At 69.4% G+C, this 22,386-nt stretch carries 23 protein-coding genes; 7 read left to right on the top strand and 16 right to left on the bottom strand.

From position 1 onward, the window contains the following. Positions 1-228: 228 nt before the first annotated feature. The 5 genes from HDA45_RS23710 to HDA45_RS23690 form a co-directional block, all read right to left on the bottom strand. Positions 229-1,515: a geranylgeranyl reductase family protein gene (locus HDA45_RS23710; RefSeq protein WP_184898788.1), complete on the bottom strand. Its 1,287-nt coding sequence runs from the start codon at positions 1,513-1,515 to the stop codon at positions 229-231. Between the two features lie 2 nt (positions 1,516-1,517). Next, on the bottom strand, positions 1,518-2,216 hold the full coding sequence (locus HDA45_RS23705) for a demethylmenaquinone methyltransferase (RefSeq protein WP_184898786.1): 699 nt from the start codon (positions 2,214-2,216) through the stop codon (positions 1,518-1,520). 68 nt (positions 2,217-2,284) lie between these two features. After that, positions 2,285-3,055 (bottom strand): BTAD domain-containing putative transcriptional regulator, encoded by a 771-nt coding sequence (locus HDA45_RS23700; protein WP_184898784.1) that lies wholly within the window; start codon positions 3,053-3,055, stop codon positions 2,285-2,287. Between the two features lie 68 nt (positions 3,056-3,123). Further along, entirely contained in the window at positions 3,124-4,227 is a 1,104-nt protein-coding gene (locus HDA45_RS23695; RefSeq protein WP_184898782.1) for a glycosyltransferase family 4 protein, read from the bottom strand. Between the two features lie 44 nt (positions 4,228-4,271). After that, complete coding sequence (locus tag HDA45_RS23690; RefSeq protein WP_343072134.1) at positions 4,272-5,390, bottom strand: glycosyltransferase family 4 protein; 1,119 nt, start codon at positions 5,388-5,390, stop codon at positions 4,272-4,274. A gap of 111 nt (positions 5,391-5,501) precedes the next feature. Here HDA45_RS23690 and HDA45_RS23685 point away from each other — a divergent pair, with 111 nt between their 5' ends. After that, the gene (locus HDA45_RS23685; protein WP_184898779.1) at positions 5,502-6,332 is read left to right on the top strand and encodes an inositol monophosphatase family protein; all 831 of its coding nucleotides are present in this window, start codon (positions 5,502-5,504) and stop codon (positions 6,330-6,332) included. A 179-nt stretch (positions 6,333-6,511) separates the two neighbouring features. Here HDA45_RS23685 and HDA45_RS23680 read toward each other — a convergent pair whose 3' ends face one another. The 3 genes from HDA45_RS23680 to menD form a co-directional block, all read right to left on the bottom strand. Beyond that, entirely contained in the window at positions 6,512-6,955 is a 444-nt protein-coding gene (locus HDA45_RS23680) for a DUF3592 domain-containing protein (RefSeq protein ID WP_184898777.1), read from the bottom strand. Positions 6,956-6,977: 22 nt separating this feature from the next. Then, on the bottom strand, positions 6,978-8,498 hold the full coding sequence (locus HDA45_RS23675; RefSeq protein ID WP_184898775.1) for a M1 family metallopeptidase: 1,521 nt from the start codon (positions 8,496-8,498) through the stop codon (positions 6,978-6,980). A 109-nt stretch (positions 8,499-8,607) separates the two neighbouring features. Continuing rightward, complete coding sequence (gene menD, locus HDA45_RS23670) at positions 8,608-10,284, bottom strand: 2-succinyl-5-enolpyruvyl-6-hydroxy-3-cyclohexene-1-carboxylic-acid synthase (protein WP_184898773.1); 1,677 nt, start codon at positions 10,282-10,284, stop codon at positions 8,608-8,610. A gap of 57 nt (positions 10,285-10,341) precedes the next feature. Here menD and HDA45_RS23665 point away from each other — a divergent pair, with 57 nt between their 5' ends. The 4 genes from HDA45_RS23665 (at position 10,342) to HDA45_RS23650 (ending at position 13,628) form a co-directional block, all read left to right on the top strand. Further along, the gene (locus HDA45_RS23665; RefSeq protein ID WP_184898771.1) at positions 10,342-11,265 is read left to right on the top strand and encodes a 1,4-dihydroxy-2-naphthoyl-CoA synthase; all 924 of its coding nucleotides are present in this window, start codon (positions 10,342-10,344) and stop codon (positions 11,263-11,265) included. Positions 11,266-11,319: 54 nt separating this feature from the next. After that, entirely contained in the window at positions 11,320-12,444 is a 1,125-nt protein-coding gene (gene menE, locus HDA45_RS23660) for an o-succinylbenzoate--CoA ligase (RefSeq protein ID WP_184898769.1), read from the top strand. Between the two features lie 62 nt (positions 12,445-12,506). Next, positions 12,507-12,665 carry a hypothetical protein gene (locus HDA45_RS23655; protein WP_168214479.1) on the top strand — a complete coding sequence of 53 codons (159 nt, stop codon included), beginning with the start codon at positions 12,507-12,509 and terminating at the stop codon, positions 12,663-12,665. 93 nt (positions 12,666-12,758) lie between these two features. Next, on the top strand, positions 12,759-13,628 hold the full coding sequence (locus HDA45_RS23650) for a 1,4-dihydroxy-2-naphthoate polyprenyltransferase (protein WP_184898767.1): 870 nt from the start codon (positions 12,759-12,761) through the stop codon (positions 13,626-13,628). Positions 13,629-14,029: 401 nt separating this feature from the next. Here the strand turns inward: HDA45_RS23650 and cds1 are convergent, their stop codons facing one another. The 3 genes from cds1 to HDA45_RS23635 are packed head-to-tail and all read right to left on the bottom strand — an operon-like array spanning position 14,030 to position 15,872. Then, on the bottom strand, positions 14,030-15,112 hold the full coding sequence (cds1, locus tag HDA45_RS23645; RefSeq protein WP_184898765.1) for an L-cysteine desulfhydrase Cds1: 1,083 nt from the start codon (positions 15,110-15,112) through the stop codon (positions 14,030-14,032). Further along, positions 15,109-15,387, bottom strand: a complete 279-nt coding sequence (locus HDA45_RS23640) for a DUF4229 domain-containing protein (protein WP_184898763.1) — start codon at positions 15,385-15,387, stop codon at positions 15,109-15,111. Before HDA45_RS23640 ends, cds1 begins: the two co-directional genes overlap by 4 nt. 11 nt (positions 15,388-15,398) lie before the next feature. Then, complete coding sequence (locus HDA45_RS23635) at positions 15,399-15,872, bottom strand: Lrp/AsnC ligand binding domain-containing protein (RefSeq protein ID WP_184898761.1); 474 nt, start codon at positions 15,870-15,872, stop codon at positions 15,399-15,401. A gap of 238 nt (positions 15,873-16,110) precedes the next feature. Between HDA45_RS23635 and HDA45_RS23630 the strand changes: the two genes are divergently transcribed. Together HDA45_RS23630 and HDA45_RS23625 are read left to right on the top strand one after the other, a co-directional pair. Beyond that, entirely contained in the window at positions 16,111-16,323 is a 213-nt protein-coding gene (locus HDA45_RS23630) for a BldC family transcriptional regulator (RefSeq protein ID WP_005151795.1), read from the top strand. 149 nt (positions 16,324-16,472) lie between these two features. After that, positions 16,473-16,655, top strand: coding sequence for a hypothetical protein (locus HDA45_RS23625; RefSeq protein WP_184898759.1), 183 nt, complete (start codon positions 16,473-16,475; stop codon positions 16,653-16,655). A 59-nt stretch (positions 16,656-16,714) separates the two neighbouring features. Here the strand turns inward: HDA45_RS23625 and HDA45_RS23620 are convergent, their stop codons facing one another. The 5 genes from HDA45_RS23620 to HDA45_RS23600 all read right to left on the bottom strand — a co-directional run bounded on the left by HDA45_RS23620 (position 16,715) and on the right by HDA45_RS23600 (position 22,377). After that, on the bottom strand, positions 16,715-18,040 hold the full coding sequence (locus HDA45_RS23620; protein WP_184898757.1) for a nucleotide-binding protein: 1,326 nt from the start codon (positions 18,038-18,040) through the stop codon (positions 16,715-16,717). A gap of 79 nt (positions 18,041-18,119) precedes the next feature. Continuing rightward, on the bottom strand, positions 18,120-19,091 hold the full coding sequence (gene ccsB, locus HDA45_RS23615) for a c-type cytochrome biogenesis protein CcsB (protein ID WP_184898755.1): 972 nt from the start codon (positions 19,089-19,091) through the stop codon (positions 18,120-18,122). Positions 19,092-19,096: 5 nt separating this feature from the next. Continuing rightward, on the bottom strand, positions 19,097-20,596 hold the full coding sequence (gene resB / locus HDA45_RS23610; protein ID WP_246481349.1) for a cytochrome c biogenesis protein ResB: 1,500 nt from the start codon (positions 20,594-20,596) through the stop codon (positions 19,097-19,099). A gap of 74 nt (positions 20,597-20,670) precedes the next feature. Continuing rightward, positions 20,671-21,444: a cytochrome c biogenesis protein CcdA gene (locus HDA45_RS23605; RefSeq protein ID WP_184898751.1), complete on the bottom strand. Its 774-nt coding sequence runs from the start codon at positions 21,442-21,444 to the stop codon at positions 20,671-20,673. Positions 21,445-21,708: 264 nt separating this feature from the next. After that, positions 21,709-22,377, bottom strand: coding sequence for a rhomboid family intramembrane serine protease (locus tag HDA45_RS23600; protein WP_184898749.1), 669 nt, complete (start codon positions 22,375-22,377; stop codon positions 21,709-21,711). Between the last annotated feature and the right edge of the window lie 9 nt (positions 22,378-22,386).

Genomic DNA, 22,386 nt, shown 5'->3' with positions numbered 1-22,386 from the left:
GTGGCCGGGGTCTCGCCGCGTGTCGTCCGTCTGATCACGTGTGTCGTCCGTCTGATCACGTGAGATCGCTCGACTGTAGGTACCTGAGACAGGTTGGCCCTAGCCCGAAACGCCACTCACGACCCCGGCACCTGCGCGGGCGCCTGAAGGGGACTTTGCCCTCGTCAGACGCGACGAAGGGGCCCTTCACCGCGTCGCATGCGGTGAAGGGCCCCTTCGGCCCGAACGTCAGCGCGGGGTGGGGGTGGCGCGCGCCAGAGCGGCGATGAGGCGGTCCACGCCGTCCCCGCCCTTGGCGTCGTAGCAGCCTGAAAGTCCCTTGTAGACCAGCGGAAGGATCGAGTTGATCCGCAGGCCGTACTTCGTCGCGGCGTGCATGATCTTCGGCTTCCCGATCAGCTTCGCGAACACGTTGCCGAGCCGGTAGTAGCCGCCCATCAGCTCCCCGACAGCGCGCGGGTAACCCTCCAGCGCCCGCTCACGCGAAGGCCCCTCACGTCGCGCCAGGGCCTGCACGACGAACTCCGACGCCAGCTGCGCGGACTCCATCGCGGCCGAGATGCCCTCGCCGTTGAACGGGCTGACCATGCCGCCGGCGTCGCCGAGCAGCAGCAGGCCGTCGCGGTAGTGCGGGGTGCGGTTGAAGCCCATCGGGAGACCGGCGCCGCCGACCTTGCCGATGGCGTTCTCCTCGCGGTAGCCCCATTCCTCAGGCGTCCCGTCGAGCCACTGGCGCAGCAGAGCGCGGTAGTCGGTGCTGCGGAACGCGGCCGACGTCGACAGCATGCCGAGGCCGACGTTCACCGTCCCGTCACCCAGCGGGAACGCCCAGCCGTAGCCGGGCAACAGCTTCGGGTCGCGCGGGTCCGAGCGGTCCCACAGCTCCAGGTGACCCTCGATGAACGGGTCGTCGTGGCGCGGGCTCTTGTAGTACTGGCGCACCGCGACGCCCATCGGGCGCTTCTCGTTCTTCTGGATGCCGACACTCAGCGCGAGCCGCGCGGAGACGCCGTCGCAGGCCAGGACCAGCGGAGCGCGGTAACTCACCGGCGTCTTCTCCGGGCCGACCTTCGCCTCGACGCCGATCACGCGGCCTGCCGGGCTGGTGATGGCGCCGGTGACGGTGGTGCGCTCGTAGAGCCGCGCGCCCGCCTTGACCGCGGTCTTGGCGAGCAGGTCGTCGAAGTCCTGACGGGTACGCGAAACGCCGTAGGGCGGGTAGCTCGTCAGGTCCGGCCAGTCGAGCTCGAGCGTCAGCTCGCCGGTGAGGATCCGCAGGCCGCGGCTGTGCACCCAGCCCGCGTCCTCGCTGGTGTCGATGCCGAGGTCGATGAGCTGCTTGACGCCGCGAGGGGTCAGGCCGTCGCCGCACACCTTCTCGCGCGGGAACTCGGTCTTCTCCAGCAGCAGCACGTCGACGCCCGCGCGGGCGAGGTACGTGGCGGCGGTGGAGCCGGCCGGTCCGGCACCGACGACGATGACTTCGGCGTCGTGGTCAGCGTTGCGACGGGTCATGCCTAAGAATCTACAGAGGGCTTTTTGGCACGGTGGATGGCGACGACGCCGAACGTGAGGTTCAGCCACTCCACCTCGGTCCACCCGGCGCTCGCGATGATCTCGCCGAGCGTCCGCTGATCCGGCCACGCCAGCATGGATTCGGCCAGGTAGGAGTAGGCCTCGGGGTTCGACGAGGTCCGGCTGCCGACCCAGGTGAGCAGCTTCGCGATGAACGTCCGGTGCAGGAACCGGATCGGCGGGAATGTGGGCGTCGACACTTCGCAGATGACCAGGCGCCCACCCGGTTTGACCACGCGCGCGATCTCGGTGAGCGCGGCTTTGGTGTCGACGAAGTTCCGCAGCGCGAGCGAGATGGTCACCGCGTCGAAGCTGTCGTCGGCGAACGGCAGCTTCAACGCGTCGGCGGCGACCATCGGCACGCCGCGATGCTTGCCCGCTTTGAGCATGCCGACCGAGAAGTCCGCGGCGAGGCACCAGGCCCCGTTGCGCGCGTACTCGACGGTGGACACGCCGGTGCCCGCCGCGAGGTCCAGCACCTTCTCGCCGCGTTTGGCGTCCAGCACCCGTGCGGTGGTGGTACGCCAGCGGCGGTCGAAGCCGAAGGTCATGAACGAATTCGCGCGGTCGTAGCCGTCCGCGACGTCGTCGAACATGGCGGCGACTTCGTGCGGATCCTTGTCAAGACTCGCTCGGGACATACCCGAACACTACTTCGCTCGTCCTGAGGCATCTCGGCCAAGCGGGAGCAAAGCGGCGCGCCGTAGGGTCACCTGGCCCGGTGAAGCAACGCCGGGGCACGGTGCGCACCGGCCCCCGCGACCTCGCCGGCGAGGATCCGCCGCTCCAGCAACCGCAGTTCCGGCCCCGGCTCGAGGCCGAGCTGATCGACCGAGACCCGGCGCGCACGCCGATACGCGGCCAGCGCTTCGGAAGTGCGCCCGGCTCGCCAGAGAGCATCCATCAGGAGGTACTGAGCGCGCTGCCGCAACGGATGCCGCCGCACCAGATCCGCCAGCTCGACGGCCGCGCTCGCGTGCCGCCCGAGGCTCAGTTCGGCCTGGTGAAGCTCTTCGAGCAGGACGAGGCGGTGCTCCGAGAGGCGCATCGTCTCGTCCGAAAGCAGCGGGACGTCCAGGCCTTCGTAGGGCGCGCCGTGCCAGTGCGTGAGGGCCTGTCGGATCAGCGAGACACGCTGCTCAGGGTCCGCGGACTTCAGCGCCTGGCTTCCCAGCGTCTCGAAGGTCTCGACGTCGAGCTCGCCGGGGTGGACCTCCAGCCGGTAGCCGCCGTTGTCGAATCCGAGGCGGTCGCCTTCGGGCAAGGCCTGCCGCAGCTTGTGGACGTGCCAGTGCAGCTTCGGCACCGCTCGCGGCTCCCACCGGCTCTCCCACAGGGCCTCGGTGAGCACGTTCACCGGTACGAAGGTGTTCGCCCGGACCAGCAGCACCCCGAGGAGCGTTCTTCTCATCCGGCCGTGCAACGGGACCGACCTCGGACCGGAAGAGATGCTGAACGTGCCCAGTACTTCGAACCTCACGTGCCGTCCTCTCGCTCGATGGCTGAGGGGACGATGAATGCCGGTTGTACAAATTGGATACAAAGTGATCAGGCGAGCGCGGAGAGCATTCCCTGCACCGACCGCGGCCAGGCGAATTCCTCCGCTCGCGCCCGTGCCGCCGCCCGCCGGGGGATCTCTGGTCTCTTCAAAAGCTCGGTGACGGCACCCGCGAAAGCCGGAGCCAGATCGTCGACGGCCTCGCCGCAGCCGGGGCGCACGATCTCCCGCAGCGCCGACGACGACGAGACCACCACCGGCGTCCCCGAAGCGAGCGCCTCCAGCGCGGCCAGCCCGAAAGTCTCGTGTGGACCGGGCGCGAGGGAGACGTCGGCGCTGGCCAGCAGGCGCGCGACGTCACCGCGTCCGGAGAGGAAGCCGAGGAAGGTCACCGGAAGTCCGCGCGCCCGCCGTTCCAGCGCCCGCCGCCGGGGTCCGTCGCCCGCGATCACGAGCCGCACCCGATGCCCGGCGTCGGTCAGCTCGGCGACGGTGTCCACACTGCGCTCGACGTGCTTCTCCGGCGACAAGCGTCCACAGTGGACGAGCAGCGCGTCCGCGTCACCGGACAGCGTGTGCCGCCAGCCGTCGTCGCGCCGAGCAGGGGCGAACGTCGTGAGGTCGACGCCGAGCGGGACGCGCCGCACGTTCGGCGCGGCGATCCTGTCGAACTCCGCGCGGGCGAACGCCGTCGTGCAGACGACCGTGTCGTAGCGCCGCGCCATCCGCCGGTTGGCGACGTCCGCGACACGCCGGGCGACGGGTTCCGGCATGAGGAACTGCTCCAGCAGCCTGTCCAGCCGCTCGTGCGAGATCACCATGCTGGGCACGCCGTTGCGCCGCGCCCAGACGCCCATGCCGCGCAGCGTGAGCCGATCGGAGACCTCCAACCTGTCCGGTTCCAGCCGGTTCAGCACCACGCGCACCCGGTGCGGATCGACGGCGCGATAGCCGCCCGTCCCCGGGATCTGCGGTGCCGGAAGGGAAAACCGGCGGACTCCCGAAGGCAGGGTCTCGTCCACATACCGCTGCCCCGGCACCACGAGGGTGACCTGGTGGCCACTCGCCACGTAACCGGCGCCGAGGTGGTGCAGCGCCGTCCGCAGCCCGCCCGAGCGTGGCCCGTAGAAGTTGGCCAGCTGGACTATATGCATTCGAGTCCGCCTCGTGCCCGGCCCTTTCCCAGCCGCTGCATTTCTTAAGCCGCGCGAGCGATCTTGCCTTGAACCGCCTCGTAGTGGCCGACGAGTTCCCGGCAGACCGCGGGCCAGGTCCTGTTCAGCACGACCTTGCGCGCCTTCTCCCCCAGCCTGGCGCGCAACGCGTCGTCACGCAGGTCGTTCACCTTCTCCACCAGCGCCGTCGAGAACCCGGCCCGGTCGGCGGGCAGCAGATAGCCGGTGCGGCCGGGCAGGACCAGGTCCTTCGGGCCGCCCGCGTTCGGCGCGAGCACCGGCAGCCCGGACGCCATCGCCTCCTGGATGGCCTGGCAGAACGTCTCGTGCGGTCCTGTGTGGACAAAGACGTCGAGGCTCGCGTACGCGGCGGAAAGCTCCTCGCCGTATCGGGCACCGAGGAACGCGGCACCCGGGATCCGGTCGCGCAGCATCGGCAGCTCCGGCCCGTCGCCGACGACGACCACGCGGACCCCGTCGACACCGGCGAGCGCGGTCAGCCGCTCGACCTCCTTTTCGGGCGCCAGCCTGCCGACGAAACCGACCAGCAATTCGCCGTTCGGCGCCAGCTCGGCGCGTAACGCGGGAACGGCGTGGGCCGGCGAGAACCGTTCGATGTCGACGCCACGCGCCCAGCGGTGCACCCGCGGGATCCCGTGGAGTCTCAGCTGCTCCACCGAATCGGACGACGGCGCGAGCGTGCGATCGGCCCGCGAATGCAGGCGGCGCACCCAGCGCCAGGCCGCGCGGGCGGCGATGCCGAAGCCGTACGCGGCGGCGAAACCGGCGATGTCGGTCTGGTACACCGCGACGCACGGCACCCGCAGCCGTCTCGCCGCGGCGAGACCGCGGGCGCCGACCACGAACGGCGACGCCAGGTGCACGACGTCCGGTCCGAAATCGGCCAGCGCGGTGAGCACCGTCCTGGTCGGCACGCCGATCGGGAGGGAGTTCACGCCGGGGAAGTCGAGGGCGGGAATGCGCACGACCGGGGCGCCGAGGTACTCCCCGGGACCCGGTCCCGGGGCGATGATCAGCACGTCGTGCGCACGGTCGCGGAGGTGTTCCACGACGCGGAGCACGGAGTTGGTCACGCCGTTCACCTGGGGCAGGAAACTTTCGGTGACTATCGCGACTCGCACGCCGATCACTGTCGCATCCGGTTGTGACGCCCACGCCAACAAAAACGGAACAGACGACATGTCATCTCAAGGTCGTGTTCCGGAAACCAGTTTCGGCCACACTAGGCAGGCATGACCCTCCTGTCGTCAAGGCCGCCTCAGCCCGTCGAGCCAGGGCTGTTGTCGAGGGCCCTCGAAGTGGCCGGGCGGCTGGCCAACGACGCGACCGACGTGATCACCGCGACCGCGGGCCGGGGCGCCCAGCCCGATCCGAACGACTCACCCTTCGACTGGGTCACCGACACGGACCGGATCCTCGAACGTCACACCCGCCGGGTGCTGACCGCGGAATTCCCCGGCATCCCCGTCGTCGGCGGTGAATTCGGCGCCGACCACGGTGCCGACGTCGCCGAATACCGCTGGGTGGTCGACCCTGTCGACGGCACCGCGAACTACGTCGCCGGCGTCCCCTGGTGTGCCTACAGCCTCGCCCTGATCGACGCTTCGGGGCCGGTGGTGGGCGTGGTCGCGGACCCGTATCGCGCCCAGATCTACGCGGCCGCGCGCGGCCGCGGCGCGCGGGCGAACGGCAAGCCGATCACGCTGACCGACCGTCGCGGGACAGCCGGGGCGATCGTCTGCACGGAACTCACGCGCAAGGGTGTCTGGCCGGGAATGGGCCAGTTCATCGAACGGGCCGCCGCCGCGCACGCCGGGGTCCGGGTGCTGGGCTCGGCGGCGCTGGCGATCGCGCAGGTCGCGCTGGGGCACGCGGCCGCGGCGGTGCTGCACAACTACCGCGAATGGGACGTCGCCGGCTCGGTCGCGCTGGCCATCGAGGCGGGAGCCGTGGTGCTGGACCGGCACGGGGAGGGCTCGGCCTTGCCTGTCGACGCGCTTCTGGTCGCGGCGCCGGGGGTGGCCGACGAGGTGCTGGGCTGGTGGCAGGAGTCGGTCGGCTGAGTCCCGCCTCCAATCACGCGAGTTCCGCCTTCAATCACGCGTGATCGCCGTCTGATCACGCGTGATCGCCGATTCCGCACGGCAAGCGCACGCGCCGATCCGGACGACTCACGTGATCAGACGCGGGACTCGCGTGATCAGAGGGACGACACGCGTGATTGGGGGCGGAACTCGCGTGATCAGGCGCGGGACTCGGCGCGCGACCGGGTGTTCAGCCGCCGGATCCACCACAGCAGCGGCCCGGCGACCAGCCAGGTGAAGAAGATCATGCTGCCCAGCGGCAGCAGCGTGTTCGACGCCGAGCGCCCGGCCACCCGCGCGAGTTCCGGGTCGCCGACGTCGTACTCGATGTTCACCAGCTGCCCGGCGGCCAGCCCGGCCGGGTAGAGCACGCCGTTGGCCGGGCTGTGCACGATGCCGTCGGGGGTGGCGTAGTTGATGATCGTGCGGTCGAATGTCACCGACTCGACCTGCGCCGTCGCCTGGCCGAGTTCGGCTTCGATGGCGCTGTCGTTGCGGAACGCGGCGAACAGCAGCGAGACGCAGAGCACGGTGACGAGTGAGGCGACAACGAGGGCGGCATACCACCCGATGCGCCTCACCCGCTCCGCTTTGGCCGTCACGCCGCGAGCGTAGCGCTACCCGTCAGTGGGCGTGTCGCTCGCCGAGGAATTCGTGCGTCGCCTTGATCTGCGGGTAGGACTTGGGCGCGACCGGGACGGAAGCCGCCCGGAGAGAGGCGGCCGGAGTCCCGTTAGGACTCACCGCGGGCTTGCCCTTGGTGTACAGCCAGGTCTGGAACAGGTCGTACAGCGGCTTGCCCGAGATCTTCTCCGCCAGCGCGATGAACTCCGGGATCACCGCCGACTTGCTCTTCTTCACCTGCTGCCAGGTCTGCAGGATCCGGAAGAACGTGTCGTCGCCCACAGCCTTGCGCAACGCGTGCACCGCGAGCGCGCCGCGGTCGTAGACGGCCGCGTGGAACTGGTTCGCCTCACCGGGGTCGGCGGGCAGGACCTGCCAGAACGGGTCCTCGGCGGGCGCCGAGTCGTAGATGTACTGGGCGAGTTCGTCGGCCGTGCCCTCGCCGGTCTCCTCCGACCACAGGAACTCGCCGTAGGAGGCGAAGCCCTCGTTCAGCCAGATGTCGCTCCACTTGCCGAGCGTGACGTTGTCGCCGAACCACTGGTGCGCCTGCTCGTGCGCGACGACCGACGTGTTGGAGCCGGATCGGAACGCCCGCGCGCCGTACACCGGCCGCGTCTGGTTCTCCAGCGCGAAGGTGATGCCGGTGGTGGCGACGCCGCCCTGCGCCTCGAACGGGTAGGGCCCGAACTTCGAGGCGAGGAACTCGGTGATCTCCGGCGTCCGCTCGATGCTGGCCTTGGCCGCGCCGAGCGATTCGCCGAGGTCCGCGCCGTAGGCGGTGATGAACGGCTTGCCGTCCGGCGTGGTCTGCTCGTTCACCTCGAACTTGCCGACCTCGAGCGACGTGAGATACGTCGCCTGCGGTTTGGTGCTGCGCCAGTTCCAGCGCGTCCAGCCCGGCCGCTGCACCGTCTTGCGCACGAGCGTGCCGTTGGACAGCGCGGCGACGTCGTTCGGGACCTCGACCGAGATGTCGTAGGTGGCCAGATCGGTCGGGTGGTCGTTGGACGGGAACCACCAGGCCGCGCTCTGCGGCTCGTCGACGGCCAGCGCGCCGTCCGGGGTCTTCTTCCAGGCGGTGAAGCCGTCGATCTTCACCTTCGACGGGGTGTCCGCGTAGGCCACGACGACGGTCGCCGTCTGGCCCTTCTTCAGCGGCGTCGACGGCGTGACGGTCAGCTCGCCGGTGCCGTCGGTCGAGGTCGCGAACTGCGCGGGCCGGTTGTTGACCCGGACGCTCGTCACCTTGAGGCCGAAGTCGAGGTTGAACCGCGAGAGGTCTTGCGTCGCGGTGAGCAGGATCGTCGTCGCCCCGGACAGCAGGTCCGTCGAGGGCTGATAGGACAATCTGAGGTCGTAGTGCCCGACGTCGTAGCCGCCATTCCCGGCGTGCGGGTAGTACGGGTCGCCGACGCCGATCGAACCAGGCGCGGGTGCGGCGGCCGCGGAGCCCACGAGCAGCACCGAGACGACGCCCGCGGTCAATCCGGCGAAGCCGGCGCGAGTCTTCAAGCGCATTGCGAATCCCTCCCAGGATTTGTCAGCGCGCTCGAACGTAGCCAGATGATCAGCACGCAGACACGTCCGAAGGAGGGGTTCCTACCCTCTGGACTGAGACGGAAATCGGCTAGACAGCGCGCACGGCCGAGGAAACCGCCGTACGGAGTCGCGCGTGGAGCTCGCGGTGGCGCGTTCGGTCCACCCGGACTTCCACCACTCGCAAACCCGGCGCGGGCTTCAGCGCGGCACGGAACTCGGTGAGCGTCTCGGCGACGACGTGCGGCACGCGGTAGCCGGCGCACAGGGCACCGAGATCGGCGCCGTGCGGCGTCCCGAACACGCGCTCGAAGCTGGCGTTGTGCTCGGGGGCGCCCTGCTCGAGCAGCGAGAAGATGCCGCCACCGTCGTCGTTGAGGACCACGATGGTCAGGTCAGGGCGCTGTTCGGCGGGACCGGTGAGCAGGCCGCTCGCGTCGTGCAGGAACGTCAGGTCGCCGAGCAGGGCGTACGAGTGTCCCCTGTGGACTGTCGCGGCACCGATCGCCGTCGACACCATGCCGTCGATCCCGGCGACACCGCGGTTGCGGTGCACGAGGACGTCGGGCCGCAGCCGTCCGGCGAGCGCGACGTCGCGGGTCGGGTTGGACGAGCCGACGACCAGCAGCGATCCCTCCGGGACCGCGTCGACCAGCTCGGTGGCCAGGCGCAGCCCGCTCGGCCACGGTTCGTCGGCCAGCGCCTCGGCCACCGCCGACGACGCCGCCTTGTCCGCGCGCTGCCAGCTGGCGAGCCACTCCGGATCGGCCGGTTTGGTCGGTTCGTCGAACCACTGGCCGACCTGGCGGACGTTGTGCGCGGGCGCGGGCCAGTCCGAATCGGGCCGGACCAGCAGCACCTCGACGTCCGGATCGGACAGCACCCGCTGGACCTGCCGGAACACCGTCGGACGGCCGATGCAGAGCACCTGCTCGGGCTTGTGCCGCGAGATGAACTCCTCGACGCCGAGCAGCCACGCGCCGGACGAGATCGCCGTCCCACCGGCCAGCCCGATTCCGCCGGTCTCGGAGACGACGGGCCAGCCGTGCAGCTCGGCCCATTCGCTGGCGGCCTGCACGCCGGTGTCGCAAGCGATGACCAGGCCGTGGCGGGCCGAGGGCACCACGAACGAGGGAAGCGCGCCGAAGTCGGGGAGCTCGGTCCAGCGAGCGCCGTCGGGACGCCCTTCGAGTGACTCGTACCACTCGCCGTCGTCGTCGATGTCCGGGACGAGCGGCTCGCGGAACGGGATGTTGAGATGCACCGGCCCGCAGCGCCACTCGCCGTACGCGGCGTTCCAGGCGCGGCAGATCTGGCCACGCCAGTACGAGTTCTGCCCGGCGCGGCGTTCGGCGACGGCGAGCTCGTCGAAGTAGCGGATGGCGTTGCCGTAGAGCTGGTGCTGGTCGATGACCTGGCTCGCGCCGGCGGCCCGCAGCTCGGGCGGCCTGTCCGCGGTCAGCACGATCAGCGGGACACCCGCGCGGTCGGCCTCGAGGACGGCGGGGTGGAAGTTCGCGGCCGCGGTGCCCGAGGTGCACAGCACGGCCACGGGACGGCCGGTGCGCGCGGCGATGCCGAGGGCGAGGAAGGCGGCGCCGCGTTCGTCGATGCGGACGTGCAACTGGAGGCGTCCGGCGGCCGCCGCGTCGTAGAGCGCGATCGACAGCGGGGCGTTCCGTGAGCCCGGACAGAGGACGACGTGCGAGACGGTGTTGCGAACGAGTTCGTCGACGATGACCCTTGCCTGCGCGGTGGAAGGATTCACCGGCAGACCTCGGATTTCACACTACGACTCACGGCCACACGTCCTATTCTCCCAAACGTGGATGACGCCCAGGTTTCCGAGCTGTTCGACCCCGCCTCGTGGGGAGAAGTCGAAGGTTTCGACTTCACCGACATCACCTATCACCGCTCCTCTGAGAGCCGCTCAGGCAAACGTGTCGTGCGCATCGCGTTCGACCGTCCCGAGGTCCGCAACGCCTTCCGTCCGCACACCGTCGACGAGCTGTACCGCGCGCTCGACCACGCGCGGATGAGCTCGGACGTCGGCTGCGTCCTGCTCACCGGCAACGGCCCGTCGCCGAAGGACGGCGGCTGGGCGTTTTGTTCCGGTGGTGACCAGCGTATTCGCGGACGCTCCGGGTATCAGTACGCGGATGGGGAGACCTCCGACACGATCGATCCGGCGAGGGCCGGACGGCTGCACATCCTGGAGGTCCAACGGCTGATCCGGTTCATGCCGAAGGTGGTCATCGCGGTGGTCCCGGGGTGGGCGGCGGGCGGCGGGCACTCGCTGCACGTGGTGTGCGACCTCACGCTCGCCTCCGCCGAGCACGCGCGGTTCAAGCAGACCGACGCCGACGTCGGCTCCTTCGACGGCGGCTACGGCTCGGCGTATCTGGCCAAGCAGGTCGGGCAGAAGTTCGCGCGGGAGATCTTCTTCCTCGGACGCGAGTACACGGCCGAGCAGATGCAGGCGATGGGCGCGGTCAACTCCGCCGTCCCGCACGCGGAGCTCGAGGCCGAGGCGCTGGACTGGGCGTGGGCGATCAACGGCAAGTCGCCGACCGCGCAGCGGATGCTGAAGTACGCGTTCAACCTCACCGACGACGGCCTGGTCGGCCAGCAGCTCTTCGCCGGCGAGACCACGCGGCTCGCGTACATGCAGGACGAAGCCGTCGAGGGCCGCGACTCCTTCCTTGAGAAGCGCTCCCCCGACTGGTCGACCTTCCCGTACTACTACTGACCTGCGTTTAGCGGGCTAAACGCGATCCGGCGGGCGGGCGCATAGGGTGGCGGGATGCGTGCGGTAGGGGTGGACGGGAGTCCGGAGTCGATCACCGAGCTGACCGCGGCGCTGGCCGGGGCGCTCGGCGGCGGCCCGGCCGTCCTCCCCTACGCGTCGGAGACCCTCCGGGACGCGATGGAGCCGACACGCCCGGCCGAGCCCGGGACGGCGGTGATCATCGCCACCTCGGGGTCCACCGGCGAGCCCAAGGGCGTCCTGCTCTCGGCCGCCGCGCTGGCCGCGTCCGCGCACGCCACCCACGCGCGGCTCGGCGGGCCGGGACACTGGCTGCTCGCGACACCGGCGCAGTACATCGGCGGCCTGCAGGTGCTGGTCCGCTCGCTCCTGGCCGGGACGACGCCCGCCGTGCTGCACGCCCCCGGGTTCCGTCCGGACGACTTCGCCTCGGCGGCCGCGCCGATCCTCGCGCTGGAAGGGCCGCGCTACACCGCGCTCGTCCCGACTCAGCTCGGGCGGCTCCTCGACGCGGGCGGCCCCGGCTTGGCGGCGGCCCGCGCTTTCGACGCGATCATCGTCGGCGCCGCGGCGACCACCGCGGAACTCCGCGAGCGCGCGGCCGGAGCGGGCGTGAAGATCGTGCCCGCGTACGGCATGAGCGAGACGGCCAGCGGCTGCGTTTACGACGGTGTACCGCTGGATGGAGTACACGTCGAACTCGAAGACGAGCGGGTCTGTATCACGGGTGACGTCCTCGCGCACGGCTACCGACTGCGACCCGACCTGACCGCGGAGGCCTTCGAGGCAGGCCGGTTCCGCACCTCCGACCGCGGCCGGTTGTCGCCCGGCGGACGGCTGGAGATCCTCGGGCGGATCGACGACATGATCAACACCGGCGGGGTGAAGGTGGCCGCCGCGGCCGTCGAGCGGATCTTGACCGCACAGCCCGGAATCCGTGACGCGTGCGTGGTCGGAGTACCTGACCCGGAGTGGGGCGAGGCCGTCGTCGCGCTCGTCGTCGGCGCTGGTTGCGACGTCGATTCGCTGCGTGCCGCCTGCCGCGAAGAGGCCGGTGCGGCGGCCGCTCCGAAGCGGGTCGAATTCACGGAAGAACTACCGTTGCGGGGCCCCGGGAAGGTCGACAGGACGGCCGTCCGGAATCTCCTACGAAGGTCGTGAATTCCCCACCGATTGCTGGGACGTTGTTGACAGGATCATTACCCGCGGGTTTACGTCTAACCATGACGCGCTGGACACGCACAGTATTGGCCTGCACCGCCGTCACGATGGGTCTGGTCGCTTTGGCCGGGCCCGCGCTGGCGGACGAACCGGAAACCGCCGTTCCGAACAGCGGCACACTCACCTGGACGCTCGAAGACACGATCAAGGATCTGAAGTAGCGCGATTCGTCCCCTGCTCGCGGTGGCTCGGCGCCGCGAGCGGGTGACGAGCCCCGCATACCGGCCGGTAGTCGCCAGGGCCAGAATGGCGGCATGGCGACTGCTGGTGAATGGATCGAAGGGGCGCGCCCGCGGACGCTGCCCAACGCGGTGGCGCCGGTGGTCGCCGGAGTCGGCGCGGCGGTCGCGCTCGACGGCTTCTCCTGGTCCCGGTCGCTCCTCGCGCTGCTGGTCTCACTGGCGCTGATCGTCGGCGTCAACTACGCCAACGACTACTCCGACGGCATCCGCGGCACCGACGAGAACCGCGTCGGCCCGCTGCGGCTGGTCGGCTCCGGGGTCGCGAAGCCGAAAGCCGTCCTGGCAGCCGCTCTCGTATCCCTCGGGCTCGCCGGAGTCCTCGGGCTCGTGCTCGTCGCGATCAGCGGACTGTGGTGGCTGCTGGCGATGGGCGCGGTCTGCATCCTCGGCGCCTGGTTCTACACCGGTGGCAAGAAGCCTTACGGCTACTACGGTTTCGGCGAGATCGCGGTCTTCGTCTTCTTCGGGCTGGCCGGCGTGCTGGGCACGGTGTACGTCCAGGCCGGACAGATCAGCTGGACGGCCCTCGGCTGCGCGGTCGCCGTCGGCTCGTTCTCGACCGGCGTGCTGACCGCCAACAACCTTCGCGACATCCCGACCGACATCGAGTCCGGTAAGCGGACGCTCGCCACCCGGCTCGGCGACGACGGCACCCGGCAGCTCTACCTGACGCTGATCGCGGTGCCATACGTCGTGAGCGCGCTGCTCGCCTTCGTGACGCCGTGGGCGCTGCTGGGCCTGCTGACCGCGCCGCTGCTGCTGAAGTCGGTCAAGGCCGTCGGCGGCGGCGCGCAGGGGCGGGCGCTGATCCCGGCGCTGCGGGACACTGGGTTCGCGATGCTGGGGTGGGCGGCGCTGACCGCGGTCGCCCTGGCGCTCTGAAGCCTAGGTTAGGGCCGGGCTGAAGGGGCCCTTCACCGCGTGCGATGCGGCGAAGGGCCCCTTCGCTACGTCTGATGCGGCGAAGGGCCCCTTCAGCCCACGTCGGGTCGGGGCGCGCGAGGAGGCGTGAACGGACCGTTCATTCCTTGGGTTTCCCGCTTCGACCCACTACCCGTAGGCGTCCCACGCTGGGCCGACCACAACGGGTGGCCCAGGCGATAGCAAAGGTCCCTCGCTCCTTTGGTGATCCCGCGATCTTGAGGTAAGCCCAGGTAGTGAGTGACAAATCGGGTTCTTGAGGGGGCAGGCAAAGGCGGCGGGTTGCGAAAGCCACTTTCGCAACGTTGAACGTTGCGAACGTGGCTTTCGCAACGTCCCGCGGCACGCCGGGCAGCCAGAACTCAGGCCTCCGGAGCGAGCTTTCCGCTCACCAGGAACTCCTGGTACTTCTCCAGATAGGGCGCGATGTCGATGTTCTTCCGCGCCAGCCACTCGTCGTCGTAGTACGTGTTGGCGTACCGCTCACCGCCGTCGCACAGCAGCGTGACGATGCTGCCCGCCTGGCCTTCCGAGATCATCCGCGAGATCAGGGTGAACGCGCCGAAGAGGTTGGTCCCGGTCGAGCCGCCCGCCCAGTGACCGGTCCGTTCGCGCAGCACGCGGATGGCCGCCAGCGAACCTGCGTCCGGCACCTGCAGCATTTCGTCGATCACGCCGGGCACGAACGACGGCTCGACGCGCGGCCGCCCGATCCCCTCGATCCGCGAAGGCATGCCGGTGCTGTAGTCGAGCGCGCCGGTCTGCCAAGCGCCGAAGAACGATGAGTTCTCCGGGTCGACGACGGCGATCTTCGTGGTGTGCCGCTTGTAGCGCACGTAGCGGCCGAAGGTCGCGCTCGTGCCGCCGGTCCCGGCGCCGACCACGATCCACGTCGGCACGGGGTGCCGCTCGGACTGCATCTGCGCGTACACCGATTCGGCGATGTTGTTGTTCCCGCGCCAGTCCGTCGCGCGCTCGGCGTAGGTGAACTGGTCGAGGTAGTGGCCACCGCATTCCGAGGCGAGCCGCTCGGCCTCCGGGTACATGTCCGGCGCCCGGTCGACGTAGTGGCATTCACCGCCGTAGAACTCGATGAGCGCGATCTTCTCCGGCGACGTGCTGCGCGGCACCACGGTGATGAACCGCAGGCCGAGCATCCGCGCGAAGTACGCCTCCGAAACCGCCGTCGAGCCGCTGGACGCCTCGACGAGCACGGTGTTCTGCCCGATCTGGCCGTTCACCAGGCCGTACAGGAACAGCGAACGCGCGAGCCGGTGCTTGAGCGAGCCTGTCGGGTGGACGGACTCGTCCTTCAGGTAGAGGTCGATTCCCCATTCCGCGGGCAGCGGGAAGACGTGCAGGTGTGTGTCGGCGCTGCGGTTCGCGTCCGCCTCGATGATGCGGACGGCTTCGCGGACCCAGCTGCGGCTGTGGAGCCTGCTCACGCTGTCCCGTCCGCTCGGTCGCCACGCAGCTGGGAGCGTAGTTCGGCACGAGCGCGAGCGCGTTTTTCGTTGCGGCGGGCGAGCCCGGCGGTCACGCGCACGTTCAGCGAGCGGAACAGCAGCATGCCCAGCGGCAGCCCGACGAGCAGCCCGATCAGCAGCGCCACCAGCAGCGGGACGTTGGCCAGCAGCAACCCGCCGCCGATGACCCCGACCAGGGCGAACCTGGCCAGCAAGTACAACGTCAGGTCTCGGGGCAGGTGATTGTCGCTCACATCAACGGAGGCTACGCGTTGCCGTTCCGCTCGTCCTCCAGGCCCGCGTTGTTGGGCCGCCCCTCGAAGCGGGTGGAGAGCACGACGGTGGTGTTCGTCCTGCCGACGCCGGGGATCCGCCGCAGCCTGCCGAGCGACCGCTCCAGATCGTCGACGGTCGCCACGCGCACCTTGACCACGAAGGCCTCGTCACCCGCGACGGCGTAACAGCTTTCGACCTCGTCCAGTGCTCCCAACGCCGCCGCGACGTCGTCTTCGGTCGCGGTGTCGGTGGGGTGGATGCCGACCAGCGCCGTCACCCCGAGTCCGACCGTGCTGGGGTCGACCATGGCGTGGTAGCCGGTGATCACGCCGGCGGCCTCGAGTTTCCCGACCCGCTCGTGCACTGATGAAGCCGAGAGCCCGACAGACCGGCCGAGGTCGGCGTAGGTAGCCCGGCCGTTCTCCCGCAATGCCGCGATGATCTTCCGATCCACCTGGTCCACCGCTACACCTTAGGTGCCATGGCCCGATTCGCATGACCAGGGCGCGTTTTCGTACATCCGTGACAAGTGCGCGGGGCATGTCGCGGTTGTCGGTTTTGACCTTTAAGGGCTCTTTACTGTTGGACAACCGTTCGAGTACCTGACGGGTGAGATGCAACGATTGCCGTGTTGGCTACCCGGCACGACGGGCACTGTGCCCGCCTCCGGTTTAGCAGTGAAGCCGTGAAGGAGGCGGAAAATGACCGCGACCATGGGCGGAAGGTTGCTCACCCCCGGTGAAGTGGCGGCCCTGTTCCGGGTTGACCCCAAGACCGTGACCCGATGGGCGACCGCGGGCCGGATCGGCTCGATCCGCACTCCCGGCGGGCACCGCCGGTTCCGTGAGGCCGAAGTGAACGAGCTCCTCGCCGAGCTGACCACCGACGCCAGCGAGCCCGCCCGCAAGGTCTGACCTCGCATTACTCCCAATTGGGACTCCGGTGACGAAGGGTTCGTAACGGCCCTTCGTCACATTGGGGTATCCATGAGTCCCCCCGCGCGCGGCAAAGAGGCTAGCCTCGTGGGACTGAGCAACGTCCTCCACGCGGAAAGGGACCGAGCATGATCTATCTGCTCGCGGCCATCGGAGCGCTCACCGTCGCCGTGGTCTTGTGGCGCGCGTTCGGGATCGAGCGCGTCGGGGTGCCCTCGGCGCGGCCGACGCTGGCCCCGGACGACGACCCCGACTTCCTGCGCAAGCTCGGTGAGCAACAGCGCAAAGGTAAAGACGAAGACAAAGAGTAAAGACTAGGCCTGGGAGCGAAGCTCCTCCGTTGAGGGTGGCGGCGGGGGCATGGATGGACTCAGGGCTGGATCGGCTGATACTGCTGGCCGCCGAAACCGTCGGCGACGGTGGCGGCCAGTTCCAGCAGCGCCAGCCTGGTGTCGGCGTCGAGCCGGTCCAGTTCGATCTCGGCGCCTTCTTCCAGATGCGGGTCGAACGGGATGCGGCAGACCGAACGGACCCGCGCGCCGAAGTGCGCGGAAAGCTTGTCGAGGTCGACGGAGCCGCCCTTCGGCCGCACCGAGTTGATCACCGCGACGGACCGTTTGACCAGGTCACCGTAGCCGTGCGCCTCCAGCCAGTCGAGCGTCGCCGAAGCACTGCGCGCCCCGTCCACGGACCCTGACGAGACCACCACCAGCGCGTCCGCGACGTCCAGGACGCCCTTCATCGCCGAGTGCATCAAACCGGTCCCGCAGTCGGTGAGCACGATGTTGTAGAAGTGCTCCAGCAGGTTGACCGTGCGCCGGTAGTCGTCCTCGGAGAACGCTTCCGAAACCGCCGGGTCCTGCTCGCTGGCGAGGATCTCCAGCCGGCTCCCGCCCTGCGAGGTGTAGGACCGGACATCGCTGTAGCGGGTGATCTTGTCCGCGTCGCGCAGCAGGTGCCGGACGGTCGCGGTGGTCTCGATCGGGATCTTCTGCGAAAGCGTCCCGCGGTCCGGGTTCGCGTCGACGGCGACGACCCTGTCCCCGCGCAGCGACGCGAACGTCGAGCCCAGCGTGGTGGTCGTGGTGGTCTTGCCGACACCGCCCTTGAGGCTCAGCATCGCGATCTTGTAGCACCCGCGCAGTGGCTGGTTGATCTGCGCGATCAGTTCACGCTTACGGGTGTCGGCCGGGCTCTCCCCCGGGTTGAGGAGCTTGCCGGTGCCCACGTAAAGCGCCTTGCGCCAGCCCGACTGCGGCTTGCGCTTCTGCGGCTTGACCAGGCTCGCGGTGGCGAGTTCGTCCGGGAGCGCGTGCCTGCCCTGCGGCTGCGGGAGCCCCGGCACGCCGGGCTGCTGGACGGCCTGCTGCTGAGGCGGCGGCGCGTACCGCTGCTGCGGCGGGTACTGGGCGGCCTGCTGCTGAGGGTGCAGCGGGGGCAGGTTCTGGTCGTAGGGCTGCTGGTACTGCCCCTGCGACGGCTGCGGCAACGGCGGCTGCTGTTGAGCGGGCTGCTGCGGGTACTGAGCCTGCGGCGGGTACTGGGGCTGGACGACCTGCGTCGGCTCGGCCTCGAAGCCGCTCGCCGTCGGATGCGGCGCCGAGTCCGTCCTGTCCTCGGAAAACAGCTCCGAGGGCTGGGCGCTCTCGGTGGGTTCGGGGTGGCCAGGAGCCGATTCTTCGCTGGGTCCGGTCACCGCTGAATTCCTCCTCCGCGCACGTCTTCCCCCACTACCTCAGTATTGACGGTAGTCGGCTCGCGTGCAGCGGCGACGGTCAGCCCCCGGCGTAGGAGTGCAGCCCCGAGGTCACCAGGTTCACGAAGAACAGGTTGAACACCGTCGCCGAGAACCCGACGACGTTGATGATCGCCGCCCGCTTCCCCCGCCAGCCGGCGGTGGCGCGGGAGTGGAGGTACGCCGCGTAGACGACCCACGCGACGAACGCGACGGTCTCCTTCGGGTCCCAGCCCCAGAAGCGGCCCCAGGCCGCCTCGGCCCACACGGCGCCGCACAGCACGCCGAAGGTGAAGACGGGGAACGCGAAGATGGTCGTGCGGTAGGCGATGCGGTCGAGCACGTCCGCGGTCGGCAGCTTCGGGCCGAACTTGGGGAACTTGGCCGGGTTGTCGTCGTGGGCCGCGCGGAACAGGTAGAGCACGCTCGCGACGCCGGGGACCAGGAAGACACCCGAGCCGATGATCGCCGCGGAAACGTGGATGATCAGCCAGTACGACTGCAGCGCGGGCTGCACCGGCGCGGCCGTCGTGTACAGCATCGTGCCGTTGATGAACATCAGGATCACGACCGGCGTGAGCAGGAAGCCGGTGAGGTGGCGGACCGGGAACTTCCGCAGGATCACGATCCAGGTCAGGACCGCGATGAAGGTCGTGGCCATGCCGTACTCGTACATGTTGCCCCAGGGCGCGCGGTGCACGGCGAATCCGCGCAGCACGATCGCGGCCAGGTGCAGCAGCGCGGCGAGCACCAGCAGCGCGGCGCCCATGCGGCCGATGCGCTCGGGGCGGCCGACCTCGCGGGGAGGCTCGGCGGGCGTCACGGTGGTCACCGACGGTCCGCCCGCGCCGACCAATTCGCGGACGCGCTGCTTGCTGCGCTCCGTCGCCAACCGGCCCTTCGCCCCGAAACCCTGCTCGAACAGGGTGAACATCAGCGCGAGGACGTAGATCGCCGTCGCGGTCGTGTAGGAGTAGTCGCTGTACTGGGACAGCGTCTCGTTGATCGGCATGACCTCTAGTTGCCTCTCTGCCCCTGGACCAGCTTGTCGCCGATCCGCTGGAACTCTTCGCCGTAGCCCGCCTGATCGGTGCGCGCCAGCCCGGCGACCTCGATCACGGTACCTGTGTCACCTTCGCGCGCCGGGGTCACCCGGACCCACACCCGACGCCGTTTGACCAGCAACGATCCCGCCAGCCCGATCAGCATCGCGACCGCGCAGCCCAGCACCCAGCCCTGCACCGGATCGTGCGAGACCTGGATGGCGACCCATTCCTGGACGCCGTCGAAACGGACCTTCGTGCCGTCGTCCAGCACGGTCTCCTGGCCCTGGTTCAAGTTCTGCCTGGTGAGCTTCTTGAGCCTGCCGTCCTCGACGAGCGACTGGTCGATCTGGAAGATCGACTGCCCGCGGCCGGCGTCGAGGCCGAGGTCGCCGCGGTAGATGTCGACGGCCACCGCCGGCTTGTTCGCCTCGGGCCGCGACGACGTCAGCACGTTGCCGTGCAGGAACGCCGTCGGCGCGAGGAGTCCGGTGATCGCCAGTTGCCGGGTGCGGCGCTCGATCGGGTCGGCGATGCCGGGCTGGTCGATCTTCGTCGCGCCTTCGGAGAGCTTCGTCGGTTCGTCGGCGGGGCGCCACGGCGTGATGTTGGTGCGTACGGTGCCGTCCGGGAAGGTCACCGTGAACTTCGGGGAGTAGCCGAAGTTCAGCAGGTAGACGCGGTCGCCCGCGGTGCGCAGCGGCGAGTTGACCTCGAGTCCGTACGGCTTCCACGCGCCGGTCTGCAGATCCTCTCCGGACTGGTACTCCATGTCGGAGTGGTAGAAGTTCGCCTGCCCGGACGCGGTGTAGCGCGCTTCGAAGTCCTTGAGCCGGATGCAGAAGGGGTTCAGGTCGGTGCCGTCGACGCGGAGACCCGCGTTGAAGGTGTCGTAGCCGAGGATGCCGGAGTTGCACCACTGGCTGTTGTCGGCCTGGACGATGACCTGGCCTTCGTAGCCGAAGAGTTTGCCCAGCGCGAAGAAGATGATCAGGCCGAGCATGCCGAAGTGGAAGACGAGGTTGCCGGTCTCGCGGAGGTACCCGCGTTCGGCGGAGATGCTTCGGACTCCGTCGGCCTCTTCGCGCTCTACGCGGCGCCAACCCTTGAGCAGCGCGTGCGTGTCCTTCATGACCGTCTCGGGGGTCCGATCGGTCGTGGTGGACACGTGATGCGGCATCCGCGAGAGCTTGCGCGGCGTGATCACCGGCTTCGCGCGCATCGCCTTCGCGTATTCGAAGCTGCGCGGCGCGAGGCAGCCGATGAGCGAGACCATCAGCAGGATGTAGATCGCCGAGAACCAGACGCTGCCGTAGACCTCGAAGAACTGCGTGCGCTCGAGCAGTTCACCCCACCAGCCGTGCGCGGCGATGTACTCGTCGGTCTTGGCGGCGTTGAGGTTCCGCTGCGGCAGCAGGGCACCGGGCATCGCGGCGAGCGCGAGCAGGAACAGCAGCACCAGCGCGGTGCGCATCGACGTCAGCCCGCGCCAGGTGTTGCGGAGCAAGGCGAAGGCACGCTTCAACGGCGTCTGGCGATATTCGGTCGTCACAAGGGCAGCCTGAGGTCGGTCACGAGGGTGTTCCGGATCCAGCCGGTCATGTCGCCCCACAGCCCGGTCACCAGCAGGAGGCCGACGATCAGCAGCAGGACGCCGCCGAAGACCTGCACCTGACGGCCGTGGCGGCGCAGCCAGTCGGTCGCGCGGACGGCCCAGCGGGCGCCGAACGCGATGAGGAGGAACGGGACGCCGAGGCCGAGGCAGTAGACGAGGATCAGCACGTAACCGCGTGCCGCCGCCCCGCCGGTGGCGCTGGCCATGGAGATGACCGCGGACAGCGTCGGCCCGATGCACGGCGTCCAGCCGAGCCCGAACACCGCGCCGAGCACGGGCGCGCCCCACAGCCCGCCGCGCGGCACGTGGTGGGAACGGAACTCGCGCTGGAGCCCGGGGATCCAGCCGAGGAAGACGAGCGCCATCGCGATCGTCAGCACGCCGCCGAGGCGCTGGAGGAGGTCCATGTTGATCGCGACGGCGTCGGCGATCCAGACCAGCGTCCCCAGTGTCACGACGAAGACGACGGTGAACCCGAGCACGAACAGCGCCGCAGCGCCGACGACGGCGTAGCGGCCCTTCTTGCGCTCCTCGTCGGCGCTGACCGCGGGGGCGTCCGCGCCGACCAGCGCCGCCAGGTACGCGAGATACCCGGGCACCAGCGGCACGACGCACGGCGACGCGAAGGAGATCGTCCCGGCCAGCAGCGCGACACCCGCGGCGAGCAGCAGCGGCCCTGAGAGCGCCAGCTCGGTAACGGAGTTCACTCGGCTGAGCGTAGGGAGTGTGGTCGGAGTGAAAACGCCGGGGCGCCCTCAACGGGACCTACGTCGCACCCGGTCAGGACGTTGGTCCCGTCCCTCTCTCGCGCGTTTAGTCCTCTGGATGCGGTAGTTGCACGCGCAAGGACCGCATCCAGAGGACTAAACGCGGGGCGTGAGGTGGGGCCCTCCAGCCCTGTCGTGACCGAGGATCTCGCGTTTCGTCCTCTGGTTGCGGTAGTTCGCTGACGAACTACCGCAACCAGAGGACTACTTGAGGGTGTCGGGCGGCGTCAGCGGGACGGTGGGGAAGGCGGGCGCGGTGACCTCGGGTTTGGGACGGCGGTCCCGGAACACCCAGCCGCCGACCAGACCGCCGAGGAAGCCGAAGAGATGCGCCTGCCAGCTCACGAGCTCGTTCTGAGGGAACAGGCTGGCGAACTGGTAGGCGAAGCACAGCGCCATCACCAGCCCGATGACGATGTCGATCTTGTGGCGGTCGAAGATCCCGCGCACCAGGACGTACCCGAAGAAGCCCATCACGAGGCCACTCGCGCCGAAGCCGATCAGACCGGAGGGCGAGAGGAACCAGGCGCCGAGGCCGCTCGCCATGGCGATCAGCAGTGTGACGCCGAAGAACTTCTTCACCCCGCGATACGCGGCGAGGAAGCCGAAGATGAACAGCGGGCCCGAATTGCCCTCGATGTGCTCCCAGCCGGTGTGGATGAAGGGCGCGAAGAGAATGGCGGGCAGCGTGCTGATGTCCCGCGCCCGTGCCCCGGTCTCGAAGACCGCGTATCCGTCCAGCGCGTTGAAGATCTGGACCGCCCAGATCACCACGAGCAAGCCGACCATGACCCAGAAGGCCTTCTTGGCCTCGGCGATCATCGCCTCGGCGTCCTGCTGCCCGGATCTGGGCAGGTTCGAAGCAGTCGTCATTTCCTTCTC

This window comes from Amycolatopsis umgeniensis (assembly GCF_014205155.1).
GTDB classification, from domain to species: Bacteria; Actinomycetota; Actinomycetes; order Mycobacteriales; family Pseudonocardiaceae; genus Amycolatopsis; species Amycolatopsis umgeniensis.
The sequence above is the reverse complement of the archived record's forward strand: the minus strand, read 5'-3'. Positions and strand labels throughout refer to the sequence as shown.